We start from the raw sequence: 13,017 nt of genomic DNA on the forward strand, positions 1-13,017 counted from the left end.
TCAACCATAAATACGTTATTGCGTTTTGGTTAAAAAGTTTTGTAGGTATGACAGGAGCTCCACCCTTCTAAGAACTGGGTTGACTCCTGAGCAGGTCTATGCCTGCAATCCTATTATGGAGTGTTTGGTAGCCTACGAGAGTAGCTAAAAACACGAATAGTTCGTTTAAAGAACCTCCAGGATTCGAGACTATAGGCAAGTTAAGAGGTGACGGTATTGGCTTACCCCCACCATACGTTACCACGAAGAACACGTACATGTATTCCGAAATAAGCATTGAGATGAAAACACCTCCCCATAAAGCGAGTAAGTTGACTATAAAGAAGTTGCTGAGTTTCTTTCTAAGTCTTGAAGCTCTCTCTTCTAGAATCTTAGCCTTCTTCTCCTGAGGGTTTAGCGTTCTGTATTCTTTCTCGATGTTCCTCAACTCCCTAGCTATGTCAATTATCTTGAACCTACTTAACCCTAACCACCCGACTAAGTAAGACCAAGGAAGCATTGCAACCAAAACACTCATCACGTATAGCAACGTAATCATTCTCACAACCCCTTAACTAGCTCAGCTAAGGACCTGCCCGCCTCATCAGCTCTGCCTTCTTCATTCCTCACAATATTCACAGACGCTCCTACTAACGTGGCGCTAGCCACGGAAAACATTCTTATGAAACTCATGACCTCCTTAACTAACTCCACATCACTATAGTCTTTCCTGTACCTGCTTGAGTCTTTACTCTGCCTCTGTATTATTGATTGAGGGTCCGCCTCAACCACGACTATAGTGTCTGGTCTCAACTCTTTAATAACGTATTCTGGTAGACCAGGCCAAAAACCAGTAGCTGTCTTAATGACAGCATGGGTGTCTACAAAAACCACAACATCCCTCTCTGAATACTTGAGAGGTAGAGAGTCTATATATTCCCTCATCTCCTTAGCTACTAGAGACTGAACTCTCCTCTGCTCACTTAAGGGGAGACTCCGTATTTCGTCTCTGCTCCTACATATACCTTTCTCAACCACGTACTTTAGCATGAAGTCTCCGTAATTTAGTGTCTCAACCGCGTACCCTTCATCTTCAAGAACCCTCCTAGCATGCGAGAGCACAGTAGATTTGCCAACTCCTGCTACCCCAACTACGACAACTACTCTTAACTTACCCGCCACTCTACTCACCCAGCAATCTCTTAAGTAGTGGGTACGCCTCAAGAGCTCTCTCGTAAGTTATCTGAGCATAGAATTGCTGCAGTATGCCTACAGCTAGCAGAATCCCCATGCCAGAACTGTAAACTCCGAAAATGTCGGCAACCAGAGTTATTAAAGCAACTATTATTGAGCTGAGGATAGCCAGAGGATATATGTATTTCGATAAGACGACCTCAAAAGCTTTAGGATTGCTTCTGTGCCCAGGTATCAATAAGCCGGACTTAGCCAGATTTTCTGCCTGAGCAGAAGGATTAAGACCAGCTACCTCTACCCACATAAGACCAAATAGCACTGCCAGAGTCACGAGTAGAACCGCGTATATGCTGACTCTAACAGGATCAACTATTATCTCAAGCATCGTAGACGGTGGATTAAGATAATGCACTGCGGTACTGAAGGCATCTACTAACCACGGAATTCCGGCAAGATAAGATGAAGCAAGTCTATAGAAGAGTATCATGTCTGAGAAGAGAATACCGACTAGCAGTATAGGTATGTTACTCACGTAAAGGAACTGTAGTGGCATCCCAGACTTAACGCCGGGCATCCTGTGTGAGGTTATCGGAATATTAACTTTCATGTCTTGCAGATACACTATAACAATAACCAACACGAAAAACGCTATGAGTCCCAATAAAGACGGCGCTGTAAGGTTGCCGGAACTAGTCACTATTATACCGAATACCAACCTGTTTATGTCTAGAGCTCCTCCCTGAAGAACACTTATCATATAGGGTATTATGCCGTAATACTGATTAGTTCCTGAGATAATGACAGGCGCAAATATAGACCACAATATAGTTCTAGCGATCCCTGCTAGAATAAACAAGCTAACACCAGAGCCTATGCCATACCCCTTCTGCATAGCTTCGTCAAGAACCATCAATATTAAGGCGCCAGCCAAGAACTGAAGAAAGAGAGCTGCAGTCAAGAACATGTTCAGTCTGTAGTAGAGAGCAAATCCAAGACCCTCTACAATAGCTATTAAGAGTGCCAAGCCCTTCTGGCTCTGAGTAAACAGCTTCCTATCCTCAGGGTCTGTTAAGTCTAAGTCAATGAGTTTAGCACCGACAAGTATCTGTATAATCAAACCAGCCGTCACTAAAGGACCTATACCTAACTGTGTTAGAGAACCGCTTTGCGACGCAAATATGACGTTTATTAAAGTCGGTAGCTGTATACCCTGGAGATGCGGGTACGCAGACAGTGGGAATGCGTAAGTTGAAGACATTATGTAGAAAGCTAGCAGAACCAAAAAAGTATATAAGAGTCTCCTACCTAGCTCAGGCTTCCTAGCAGGCTTGGGAGTTGAAGGCACGTACTCACCAATCCTAGCTAACCAAGACAGCGCGCCCACTATCTACCCCTAATGAGTAAAAACCAGAAAGTTATAAAGCTTAAATGATCTGTGAACGGAAGTCTCTTAAGCACTTTAGATGATCTAATAAGAAAACTAAAAGGTTAGAGAGCTGTTTCTTTTTCGCATGTTTTTCTAGTGCTTGCAAAACTTATGAATGCCGTGATCTAGGGTTTCCGAGACCTGCGGCAGACTATGGAGACTCGGGAAAACCGTGATGACACGCCCTAGAAAGAACTACGAAAACCTAGAACGGGAAACAGTAACTAAGTGAGGGTAGTGATATCAGAAGCGACGATAGGCAATAAAAACTGTCTCTGGCGTAGTCACGTTACTTTGATGGCGTAGCAACTATTACATCTCCACCGGCTTTTTTAACCTTCTCTATAGCCGCTTTAGTAGCTCTTGGAGCTGTTATCTTCATTGGCCTTGTTAGGTTTCCTTCACCGAGAAGTTTGTTATAGCCTAGCTCTTCTAAGTTAACGACTACTAAGTTGTTTTCTAGTTTGAGCATGCCTCCTCGAATCAATTCCTCTACTTTTTCAGAGAGTTCCCTGAGATTAATGGCTCTTATCTCTTCTTTCTCTATAGTCGGGTTAGGATTCTTGAATCCGTGCTTGCCAAACCAGTCGGGATGATATTTGACGACCCACGTCCACTTATGCTTGTGTAAGCCTGCAGCACCCCTACCTCCTCTGCTACCAGCCTTCCTGTGTTGCCCTACTCTGCCATAGCCGTGTGTTCTGCTACCCCTCATCTTTCTACTCTTCTTTTCTTTCCTCACCACCACTTAATATCACCTAATTACATCATTCTCAGCAGAAGTTTATTTATTTCAGAGCCTCTATACCCTAACTCCCCGTCACTACCTAACGGCTTCCTAGTGCTCTTCTTGAAGCCTCCCTTAGGGGGGTGAAGCCTGAATACGGGCTTTATGAAGTCGTCAAGTTTATGTAGCTGTAGCTTACCCTCAATTAAAGCTTTCACGAAATTGTCTATGTTCATACTAAATTTCTCTTTAATGAATTCTTCCGTAATCGGCTTATTACCTACCAGCCTACCACGCCTCACTAACAATTCTTTAAGCGTTTTCTCGTCTATCTCTCCCCAAGTAACCCAATCCTTCACTACAGCTAACATTCCTTCAATAGAAGGATTCTTAGGATAGATTACGGCCGTATACTTCCTAGTTAATCTAAGCTTCCTTAGAGTCTCAGCAACATCTGGAGAGACTCCGCTAAGACCTCTCAGCCTGATTATCACGTATAGCGTGCTCATCAAGAACTACCCCTAACCCAGTCATACGAGGTTACAAACTTGTAAGTCTTTCTTAAAGCGTCGAATGCCGCGTAAGCAAAGTTTATAGTAGTTCTTGTCTCGCCCTTAGACCAAGACCACACGTCCCTTATCCCTGCATACCTTAAGATAACCTTAGCTACATCACCCGCGACGAGTCCGGTGCCCTTTGGCGCAGGAGCTAACATTATCCTGACAGACCCACTCTTACCTTCTATCTTGAACGGCACGCTATGAGGGTCTGTACAAGAACACACCCAACTCCCACAACCTCTCCTCACAGGCGTTATGTTTAGCTTAGCTTCTCTAATAGCCTTATCTATCGCTTGTCTTATCTGTTTAGCTTTACCAACTCCTAAGCCTATGTACCCGTCGAAATTACCTAAAACTACGACAACCCTAAACTTACTTACTTCGCCGGCGTCAGTCTGTTTCTGAACTATGGCTACGTCGAGAACTTCGTGCTTGAGGTTAGGTAGCAGATAATCAACAATCTCAGGCTCTCTGATTGTAAGGTTCTGATCAAATATTTCTTTGATACTCGATATCCTGCCTTCCTTAACCATCTTACCTAATTTAGTCTTCGGGATCCACTCACTTAAAGCTTCGCTCATGTCTCTTCACCTGAAGAAAGGACCTTTAGTATCTTCTCACGTACTTCTTTAAAGTGTTGAGGTAGGTTACGGGGGTCAAGACCTCTCTTAATGTATTCTCCAAAATACCTCCTGAACAAGTCTTCGTTCTCAAAAGAGAGTTTTCTAGCATACTCTGCTATGTGCTGACCTTCAATCCTTTCTTGAGAAGGCACAACTTCCTCAGATACCGGGACTTTAACACCAGCATCTAGCAGGCCCTTTATGGCAGCAAACACGCGAGCACCTTTTGACGCTTTATGAAGTCCTATATCAGGGATTACTTCATCCACGTTCTTCTTAACAGCTAAAACCCCAGCTAGCAATCCAGTCAAGTAAGCTGCTGGCGTGTTATTCAAGTCTCCTAACCATCCATACTTACGCAGAGACTTGCTACTCACCCCTACTATAACCTCATCCCCGTTTACAGAAAACTTCATTATCTGAACTATTATTTGTGTGTTGGTTTTCCTTATGACTGCTCTTACTAATCTTCCTGACTTTATCATCCTGTAGCGCTTATAATAGTTTGTCTTACCTTCTCTTCTCCTCCTGTAAGGAACCTTATATGTCGGTCCGCGAGCCAACCTCACCTCACCTTTATACCTAACTCAGTTAAGTGCCTCTTAAGGTCTGAGAGGTTTCTAAACATCCCTCCCTTAACTCGAGAGTATAAAACTCTGTATGTTTTTCTATCAATTACTTCCTCATCTCTTAACCACCTCAAGTACCTTCTGAGCTTCCTAGCAGTATAGACATAGATTTCTTCTGTATCGCTTCTAGACTTCCTACTACCTTTTCTCTTTCCATACCCTCTCCTATGACCCCTCTTCCTCTTTTCGTGTAGCTCCTTCCACCTACCCCTAGAATTCCCTTTGGCTTGCTCAGCCCAGATGACGCCGTTCTCTATCAACTTCCTAATATCTTCTTTAGTCAGCGCCGACTCTACGTCTTCTATTCTCGTAGGGTCTATCCTGACTCTAGACACACCGACCTTCAGAATCTCGGCTGCTAACCTCTTCTGCAAACTTAAATCACTCATTGCTTCACACCCTCATTTGCTACTAAGATACCTAACTCTCTTGCTTTATTGATTATTTCAGCTCTCTTACGCTTGCCTACCGTCCTGCCTACGTACACTATCACTTCTGAAGGATTTAAAGACTCAAGCTCTTTAACGTTATGCACTACTACCGGCCTCAGACCTGATGGGTGAAGTCCTCTTATCTCTCTAGGAGTGCCGAACCCGGACGAAGGCCTCGGAGGCACCCCCTTAAGTCTCAACCGCATAGGATTATCTATTCCTTTAGGTCTCCTCCACTTCAAATCATTAACGAATTTCCAGAACTTCCACCACTGATGTCTTAAGAACCTAATCCTCCGCTTACTCTTTATTAGCCTTAACTTCCTACTAGTACTGCTCAAATTTCACCACCTTCCATGAACTCTTTCCTGTATATGTATATGCCATCAGCAAACACACGCCTATCAAGCCCTCTAATTTTAGTTGCTTGCTCTATATTAGCGGCAGTCTGACTAACTTCTTCCAAGTTAATACCCTCAACTATTATGTCGCTTTTCTGAACTTTGACTTTTACATCACCGATTATTCTAGCTACTCTAGGACTTCTTTCACCTATGAAGTTCTCGATAAGCACCTTATCTTTTTCGACCTTAACGCTTATGGGGAAGTGTGAGTATACTATCCTCAACCAATACCTGAAACCCTTAGTCACTCCGAGAATCATGTTCTTTATGTGTGCTGAGATAGCGTATACTTGAGCCACGTCCTTCCTCCTAGCGAAGAAAGTAGAGACCACTACTTTCTTATCCTCAACACTGATCCTTACGTTCTCAGCGAAACTGAAGTCTCTCGTTATCTCTCCTTTAGGACCCTTAACAACCACTTTACGTCCATCAACTACTACAGTAACGCCGTCAGGAACGTCTACATGGTCTTTAACCACAACAGCTCTAACCACTCGTGCTCACCCCTAGTAAACGTACGCCAGCAGTATACCCCCTATCCTCTTCTCTAACGCTTCCTTATGAGACATGACGCCCTGAGGAGTTGAGAGTATTAACAGACCAATATCTCTGGATGGCAGTATCTTTCTTAGCCAGTCAGGCATGCTACGCAACTCTGCGTACTTTATGGGCGTTCTAGGCTTTATCACGCCAGCGTCGTTGATTCTACCTAGCAACTGGACCTTAATCTTACCTGATCTCCCGTCATCTATGTACTCAAACTCTCCTATGTACCCGTACCTCTGGAGAGTCCTTAAAGTCATGGCTATAAGCTTAGAAGCAGGTACTATAACAGCTTCTCTCTTACCCCTCAACTCGCAGTTCTTCAGGGTCACCAAAGCGTTAGCTAAAGTATCCATCATCACCATCTAAACAACACCTCACATATACTTCTTGAAGCCTAACTCACTAGCTACCTCCCTAAAACACTGTCTACATAAGTACAGGTTATACTTCTGTATCACCGCGTCGCGAGACCCGCAACGCTGGCAAACCTGCACGCCCCTACCGTACTTCCTAACCTTAGGAGGTCTAAACTTCCCCACCCTACATCACCTTAGTGTTTAGTTCCTTAATAAAGAAAACTATTGCCTCATCTCGAGAAACTCTCTGTCTGTAAGGAACACGTGATTTCTTGACTCTCCTCCTCATAACTCTCAGTCCGGGTCTCTCTAGAGTGATACACACGTCCATGCCGAAAATCCCCAACTCCGGGTCATACTTGACACCGGGCAACATTATATGTTCTTTAATACCTATCGAGACATTACCGTAGTCGTCAAAGCTTGAACTCTTAACTCTCCTGCCTACTGCGTCAAGAACCTTATTAAGGAAACTCACAGCTCTCTCGCCCCTCAAAGTCACGGCAACAGCTATGGGCTCTCCCTTCCTAACATTAAATTCCTTAATAGTTTTCTTAGCTCTCCTCTCTGAAGGTCTTTGACCCGTAAGCATCTCAAGAATCTTAGCAGCTTTCTTAAGCCTCTCACCAGACTCTCCAACACCAATGTTAACAGTGACTTTAGCTAGTCTAGGCTTCCTCATAGGGTTAGACTCCCACTTCTCTAGAATCTTCTTAACGACCTCCTCACCTACCTCTACTCTAGCTTTGCGAGCGACGCTCATACGGCCCCCTCAGGAATCTTTATTACGGGTTTCTCAGAACCTAAAACGAAGACTTTATCTAGGGTTGTGAAGAACTCACTACCCTTAAAGTCGCTTAGCTGAACCTGCTTACGGTAGTGCCTCACACCCTCGTATATCTTAAGTATCTTAGCGACCCTACCGATGTTCTTGCCGCCAACGATTATAGCTACAGCTCCCTCTCTCATAGGATAATACTCTTCTATCTTACCATCTCTCAAAGATAACTTAACAGTGCCTAAAGTCTCGTAAGTGTCTTCAGCAGGATTCCTAGGGTCAGAAACTCTCACTAAGACGTTCCTTCCATCATGGAGGTTCAGCTGTATGTGTCCTCCTTTTACCGTGGTCTTGTTCTCAATCCTGCACAACTTGAAGGAGGCTTCGTCTTCCGATATAGGTAATAGACCTAAAACTTTCGTAGGTACTGGCAACACTCTGAAATACTCGCCTGTCTTAACTACCTCGATTACATCCATTATTCCAACAGGGAATTTATAGTCTTTCCGAATTCTGCCATCAACTTTTATGTTGCCCTCAGCTATGATCTTCCTAGCCTCACCGCTAGTCTCAGCTAATCCCATAAAGTCTCTCACGATAATCAATAAAGGTACTGACCTATTAATCGGGTGAGGTCCTGGAGATGTCTTCACAGTCCACTTATAAGCTTTTCTTAGTATAGGCCAGAAAGCAGGCGCTCCAAAACTCTTTACGTGTCTGCTACCTCCTTTCCTAGCCACTCACATCACCTCCTTTCATAGCTTCTGACTCCTTATTAGCGTTACTGCTGCTAGCCTCCTCTTCATGTACTTCCTTAGCCTTACCTCCCCTCCTCTCTACTATCTTCATGCGCTTCTTATCGCTAAGGTCTAACTTAATTATAACTACCTTAGACGGGTGGATAGGATAGTAAACAGGAGTTCCATCAGCTTTCTTTATAGTCACGCCCTCAACATATAACGCAATCTCCTCATAATCTACCTCAACAACTTTCCCTTCATGTCCTTTCCAATCTCCCCTCACTATCTTAACAGTGTCGCCGGCTCTCACGTAGATCCTCTTAATACCTAGCTTCTCTCTAAGCTCTCTAGAGAGTGGGGCAGTCATATACTTATGTCTTAGATGAAGAGGTGCTTCACGCATGCTTAGTCTTTGCTTGCCTGGCTTGATAGAAGGACTCACGTATACCACCTCACACTATTATTGAAGCTAGAGTAGCTATTCTAGGCCACCTCTCCGCAGCTTCTCTAGCCATAGGGCCTCTGACTTCTGTTCCTTTAGGAGTTCCGTCAGGCGCTATTATCACGCAGGCGTTATCTTCGAAGCTAAGCCACCTACCGTCATCTCTTCTAAAAGGCTTTCTCTGCCTTATAATCACGGCTTGAAGAACCTGACCTATCAGCTCAGTACTACCCTTCTTCACGGCAACAACTACTAAGTCGCCTACCGTAGCTGAAGGACGTCTGCGTAGTCTGCTCTTAACTCCCGGAATTCCTATCACCATCACTACCTTAGCACCGCTGTTATCAGCTACCTTAAGGTTAGTGCCTATAGTTACGCCAGCAACTCTTCCGAAACGGCTGAGAGCCGCTCCACCCTTCTTCTCAGACATTACTGCTCACCCTTCTTGAGAACCCCCAACACAACCCAGCTGACAGATTTAGCTAAGGGCCTAGTCTCCCCAATCAAGACATTATCTCCGAGACTCAAAGAAATACATGGAGGCACTCTAGCATGAATTCTTGACCTGCGTCTCTCATACCTCTTATACTTACGCACATAAACTAAGTACTCCTTCTCAACGACTGCTAGTTTCTTGGCTCTCAACTTAACTACCTTACCCACGGTAAGTCCTCCCCTAACCTTTAGATGCCCGTGCCACGGACACTCAACATCGTCACAAGCTTTAGTGGGTGGTTCAAGACCCTCAAACTTAACTCCTATATCGCGTGATCTAGACTCACTCACCGTCAACCACCCACAATCCTCTTCATCCTGTCTTCAGGTCTACCCACTATAGCATCACCATACACTATAACATTAGTTCCGTCGTCGAGCTTAAAAGTAAAAAGGCCCCCTACCTTAGGGATCTTAATCACTCTACCACCACTCAACACTTCCAACATATTTTTAGTCTCGCCGACTACAAGACCCCTCACGTTTACTAATGAAGAACTAGTGTGTGACTTCACAGAGACTTCAAGCCCTACTAACTCGTGATATATTAAGTTCTTGGCAGTCCTCTTCATCCAGTACCCTCCCCACCTGCTAACTTCTTGAGCTCTTCCTCACGGTTTATCGTCAGTATTCTGGCTATATTCTTTCTTACGATTCTTATCCTAGCAGTATCTTTTAGAGTACCCACCTGAGCCTGAGTCCTCAGCTTAATCAACTCTGTTCTCAGCTCGGCTAACAGCTTGTCTCGCTCTTCTCTAGTCTTACTTCTTAATTCTTTAGCAGAAAGACTCACTACACATCACCCCTACGACGATTCACTACCTCCGTACTCTGACGTGACCTGAGATTCTTTAGTCTCAGGTGCTGCGGTCTCAGCACCCGCCTTAACAACGTCATCTGGCTCTCCAGGCTTCACAATAAGTACTTCAATTCCGTAAATGCCTGGCTTAAGTAGTAAGTGCATGACTGCCCTATCTAGGAGTCTGTCTAGGTGTTGCCCGGTCTTGTAGACCTTTCCAGCTCTCAGCTTCTCATACCTGGCTCTCTCGCTCACTATCTTACCGCTAATCACTATCTCTACTCCCTGAGCTCCAGCAGCCAAAACCCTCCTTAAGGCTACGAAAGCAGCTCTACGAAAATGATATCCTTTCTCAATAGCTAACGCGATCCTGCTAGCAACTATCCTAGCATCTAGGTCAGGATTCTCAACCTGAGTAACTACTAGCTGAGGATTCTCAATCTTGAAATACTTCTCTAAGACCTCTGTAAGTTGCTTTATCGTCTGTCCTTTTCTACCTATAATCATCGATGGTCTATCAGCATACAGAACTACTCTAGTACCCAGCGGCGTCTTTATCAACTCAACCCTGGAATAACCAGCCCTAACAAAATTCCTCGATAGAAACTCGTCTATCTTTAGCCTGACGAGATTTAAGCCTATAAAGTGTTCTTTTATATCAACCACACACCTCACCTCTCAGCCACTATCACTTCAATATTGGCAGTAGTCCTGATTTTAGGCGTGGCTCTAGCAAAAGCTCTAGGCATCCACCTCTTGAGATACCTGCCTTTATGAACTGCTATGTGGTGTATGTAGAGACGCTCAACATCTAAATTCTTGTTCTCAGCATTATTTTCTACGTTCTTCAGAAGCTTAAGGATTTCTCTAGCAGCCTTGACTGGATACCTACCTATAGGTGATTTCCACCTAGGAAACATAGTGGAAAGCCCCTTCTTATGAGCTATGCTTAACTTATACCTAACGTAAGGAACTGGAGTCTCCTTCTTAATAACTTTCTCTAAGAAATTCTCAGCATCTTTCAGCCTCATACCTCTTATGACTTTGAGAATCTCGTAACTCTCTTTCAAAGAAATAGGTACATCTCTAACCACAGCCTTAGCTACCTTACCCTCATCCTCTACCCTAACAGAGTATCTCCAGACCGGCACTCACTTACCCCCCAAATCCTTAGCGACTACTTTTTAAACTATAAATAACCTTAAAAAGCTAAATTAAGAATCTAACCGCCGCAAATCTAGCTCTCACTGAGAAGCACGTGTGTAGCTATTTAAAACTGGCTAAACTTCTTAATAATAGTAGGTGGGAAATCATGAAAGTACCTCTTAAGAGGGTTAACGAGTACGAGTGGGAAATACCGTCTTCCTATAAAGACTGTATGAAGGTGCCCGCGATAGTATTTGCTGACGAGTTCCTGATTTCAAAGATGAGTGAAGACTTGACGTTAGAGCAGGCGGCAAACGTGGGTTGCTTACCCGGCATCGAGATAGCCTCGTACGTTATGCCTGATGGCCATCAAGGATATGGATTCCCGATCGGGGGAGTCGCTGGCGTTAGGTCTGAAGACGGGTACGTGTCACCAGGAGGAGTAGGTTACGATATCAACTGTGGTGTCAGGTTACTGAGGACTAATTTAAGCTTGAATGACGTGAGAGACAAGATTAAAGAGCTCGTGGACACAATCTTCAGGAATGTCCCTTCGGGTGTTGGTAGTACGGGTAAGCTTAAACTTAGCTTCACCGAATTAGATAAAGTCCTTAACGAGGGTGTTGACTGGGCTATTAGCAGGGGGTTTGGCTGGGAGGAAGACAGAGAATTTATAGAGAGTTATGGCAGGATAGAATACGCTGACGCTAGCAAAGTCAGCAATACCGCTAAATCTAGAGGTGCTGACCAGCTAGGCACTTTAGGTGCGGGTAATCACTTCCTGGAGATCCAAGTCGTTGACAAAATCTATGATGAGAAGTTAGCTAAGGCTATGGGCATAGATCATGAAGGACAAATAACTATAATGGTTCACACAGGTTCTAGAGGGTTAGGTCATCAGGTAGCGAGTGATTACTTAGGTGTTATGGAGAGAGCTATGCGTAAGTATGGATTCGCCCCTCCCGATAGAGAACTAGCTTCAGTACCTTTCAACTCGAGAGAAGGGCAAGACTACTTTAAAGCTATGGCGGCCGCAGCGAATTACGCGTTCACTAACAGACAAATAATAACTCACTGGGTTAGAGAATCCGTAGCTAAAGTGTTTGGAACAAAACCTGAGAATCTTGACTTAAGAGCTATCTATGACGTAGCACACAACATAGCTAAGTTAGAAGAGCATGAGGTGAGAGGCAAGAACGTTAAGTTAGTAGTGCATAGGAAGGGCGCTACAAGGGCTTTCCCGCCGGGACATCCCGAAATACCTAAAGTTTACAGAAACATAGGACAGCCAGTCCTAATACCTGGGTCAATGGGGACAGCCAGCTACTTAATGGTGGGTATTCCAGAAGGCAAGAGAACTTTCTACTCTGCAGCTCACGGAGCAGGCAGGTGGCTCTCTAGAAACGAGGCGTTGCGAAGAAGCAGAGCTGACGCAGTACTAAGTAAACTACTTAGTTCAGGAATCTACGTCAAAGCAACTTCTAAAGAGACTGTAGTCGAGGAAATGCCAGAAGCATACAAAGATGTCGACAGAGTCGCCCTAGTCTCTCATAAAGTCGGCATAGCAGCCTTAGTGGCTAGAATGCGTCCCCTTGGGGTAGTTAAAGGGTAGAAGGCCCCGAGACTGACGATAACTGAAGACTCTCACTCTTTAAGACAAAGTAAAAAGATCGCTATCTCACTATGGGTGAGAGCTTCAGAGATTCTCCCAACAAACAGCTACTACCTTAGCAATTAGAGTA

22 protein-coding genes are annotated in these 13,017 nt (G+C 44.4%); 1 reads left to right on the forward strand and 21 read right to left on the reverse strand.

The features are described 5' to 3' along the window. Positions 1 to 67 precede the first annotated feature (67 nt). The 21 genes from QXL29_00405 to QXL29_00505 all read right to left on the reverse strand — a co-directional run bounded on the left by QXL29_00405 (position 68) and on the right by QXL29_00505 (position 11,280). A complete protein-coding gene (locus tag QXL29_00405) occupies positions 68 to 538 on the reverse strand; it encodes a hypothetical protein (GenBank protein ID MEM2283062.1) in 471 nt (156 codons plus the stop codon). A gap of 2 nt (positions 539 to 540) precedes the next feature. Next, positions 541 to 1,161, reverse strand: a complete 621-nt coding sequence (locus QXL29_00410; protein MEM2283063.1) for an adenylate kinase — start codon at positions 1,159 to 1,161, stop codon at positions 541 to 543. Between the two features lies 1 nt (position 1,162). Then, a complete protein-coding gene (secY, locus tag QXL29_00415) occupies positions 1,163 to 2,557 on the reverse strand; it encodes a preprotein translocase subunit SecY (protein MEM2283064.1) in 1,395 nt (464 codons plus the stop codon). A 331-nt stretch (positions 2,558 to 2,888) separates the two neighbouring features. Then, on the reverse strand, positions 2,889 to 3,347 hold the full coding sequence (locus QXL29_00420; protein MEM2283065.1) for an uL15 family ribosomal protein: 459 nt from the start codon (positions 3,345 to 3,347) through the stop codon (positions 2,889 to 2,891). A 14-nt stretch (positions 3,348 to 3,361) separates the two neighbouring features. Further along, the gene (locus QXL29_00425) at positions 3,362 to 3,835 is read right to left on the reverse strand and encodes a 50S ribosomal protein L30 (GenBank protein ID MEM2283066.1); all 474 of its coding nucleotides are present in this window, start codon (positions 3,833 to 3,835) and stop codon (positions 3,362 to 3,364) included. Then, complete coding sequence (locus QXL29_00430; protein ID MEM2283067.1) at positions 3,835 to 4,467, reverse strand: 30S ribosomal protein S5; 633 nt, start codon at positions 4,465 to 4,467, stop codon at positions 3,835 to 3,837. The genes QXL29_00425 and QXL29_00430 overlap by 1 nt, the downstream gene beginning before the upstream one ends. Beyond that, positions 4,464 to 5,072, reverse strand: coding sequence for a 50S ribosomal protein L18 (locus QXL29_00435; protein ID MEM2283068.1), 609 nt, complete (start codon positions 5,070 to 5,072; stop codon positions 4,464 to 4,466). The genes QXL29_00430 and QXL29_00435 overlap by 4 nt, the downstream gene beginning before the upstream one ends. Positions 5,073 to 5,074: 2 nt before the next feature. Continuing rightward, on the reverse strand, positions 5,075 to 5,527 hold the full coding sequence (locus QXL29_00440; protein MEM2283069.1) for a 50S ribosomal protein L19e: 453 nt from the start codon (positions 5,525 to 5,527) through the stop codon (positions 5,075 to 5,077). Next, complete coding sequence (locus QXL29_00445) at positions 5,524 to 5,910, reverse strand: 50S ribosomal protein L32e (GenBank protein MEM2283070.1); 387 nt, start codon at positions 5,908 to 5,910, stop codon at positions 5,524 to 5,526. The genes QXL29_00440 and QXL29_00445 overlap by 4 nt, the downstream gene beginning before the upstream one ends. Beyond that, positions 5,907 to 6,467: a 50S ribosomal protein L6 gene (locus tag QXL29_00450; protein ID MEM2283071.1), complete on the reverse strand. Its 561-nt coding sequence runs from the start codon at positions 6,465 to 6,467 to the stop codon at positions 5,907 to 5,909. Before QXL29_00450 ends, QXL29_00445 begins: the two co-directional genes overlap by 4 nt. A 12-nt stretch (positions 6,468 to 6,479) precedes the next feature. Further along, on the reverse strand, positions 6,480 to 6,881 hold the full coding sequence (locus QXL29_00455) for a 30S ribosomal protein S8 (GenBank protein ID MEM2283072.1): 402 nt from the start codon (positions 6,879 to 6,881) through the stop codon (positions 6,480 to 6,482). A 12-nt stretch (positions 6,882 to 6,893) separates the two neighbouring features. Next, positions 6,894 to 7,058, reverse strand: coding sequence for a 30S ribosomal protein S14 (locus tag QXL29_00460; protein ID MEM2283073.1), 165 nt, complete (start codon positions 7,056 to 7,058; stop codon positions 6,894 to 6,896). 1 nt (position 7,059) lies between these two features. Next, entirely contained in the window at positions 7,060 to 7,638 is a 579-nt protein-coding gene (locus QXL29_00465) for a 50S ribosomal protein L5 (protein MEM2283074.1), read from the reverse strand. Then, the gene (locus QXL29_00470) at positions 7,635 to 8,393 is read right to left on the reverse strand and encodes a 30S ribosomal protein S4e (GenBank protein MEM2283075.1); all 759 of its coding nucleotides are present in this window, start codon (positions 8,391 to 8,393) and stop codon (positions 7,635 to 7,637) included. The genes QXL29_00465 and QXL29_00470 overlap by 4 nt, the downstream gene beginning before the upstream one ends. Beyond that, positions 8,386 to 8,844, reverse strand: a complete 459-nt coding sequence (gene rplX, locus QXL29_00475; protein MEM2283076.1) for a 50S ribosomal protein L24 — start codon at positions 8,842 to 8,844, stop codon at positions 8,386 to 8,388. Before rplX ends, QXL29_00470 begins: the two co-directional genes overlap by 8 nt. Position 8,845: 1 nt before the next feature. Then, the gene (locus QXL29_00480) at positions 8,846 to 9,265 is read right to left on the reverse strand and encodes a 50S ribosomal protein L14 (protein MEM2283077.1); all 420 of its coding nucleotides are present in this window, start codon (positions 9,263 to 9,265) and stop codon (positions 8,846 to 8,848) included. Next, positions 9,265 to 9,621, reverse strand: a complete 357-nt coding sequence (locus QXL29_00485; protein MEM2283078.1) for a 30S ribosomal protein S17 — start codon at positions 9,619 to 9,621, stop codon at positions 9,265 to 9,267. The genes QXL29_00480 and QXL29_00485 overlap by 1 nt, the downstream gene beginning before the upstream one ends. Before the next feature lie 2 nt (positions 9,622 to 9,623). Continuing rightward, positions 9,624 to 9,902 carry a ribonuclease P protein subunit gene (locus tag QXL29_00490; protein ID MEM2283079.1) on the reverse strand — a complete coding sequence of 93 codons (279 nt, stop codon included), beginning with the start codon at positions 9,900 to 9,902 and terminating at the stop codon, positions 9,624 to 9,626. Continuing rightward, a complete protein-coding gene (gene rpmC / locus QXL29_00495; GenBank protein MEM2283080.1) occupies positions 9,899 to 10,123 on the reverse strand; it encodes a 50S ribosomal protein L29 in 225 nt (74 codons plus the stop codon). The genes QXL29_00490 and rpmC overlap by 4 nt, the downstream gene beginning before the upstream one ends. A gap of 12 nt (positions 10,124 to 10,135) precedes the next feature. After that, the gene (locus tag QXL29_00500; GenBank protein MEM2283081.1) at positions 10,136 to 10,795 is read right to left on the reverse strand and encodes a 30S ribosomal protein S3; all 660 of its coding nucleotides are present in this window, start codon (positions 10,793 to 10,795) and stop codon (positions 10,136 to 10,138) included. A gap of 5 nt (positions 10,796 to 10,800) precedes the next feature. Then, positions 10,801 to 11,280 carry a 50S ribosomal protein L22 gene (locus tag QXL29_00505; protein MEM2283082.1) on the reverse strand — a complete coding sequence of 160 codons (480 nt, stop codon included), beginning with the start codon at positions 11,278 to 11,280 and terminating at the stop codon, positions 10,801 to 10,803. A 161-nt stretch (positions 11,281 to 11,441) separates the two neighbouring features. Between QXL29_00505 and QXL29_00510 the strand changes: the two genes are divergently transcribed. Next, a complete protein-coding gene (locus QXL29_00510) occupies positions 11,442 to 12,887 on the forward strand; it encodes an RtcB family protein (protein ID MEM2283083.1) in 1,446 nt (481 codons plus the stop codon). Positions 12,888 to 13,017: the final 130 nt, after the last annotated feature.

This window comes from Zestosphaera sp. (assembly GCA_038843015.1).
GTDB lineage: Archaea > Thermoproteota > Thermoprotei_A > Sulfolobales > NBVN01 > Zestomicrobium.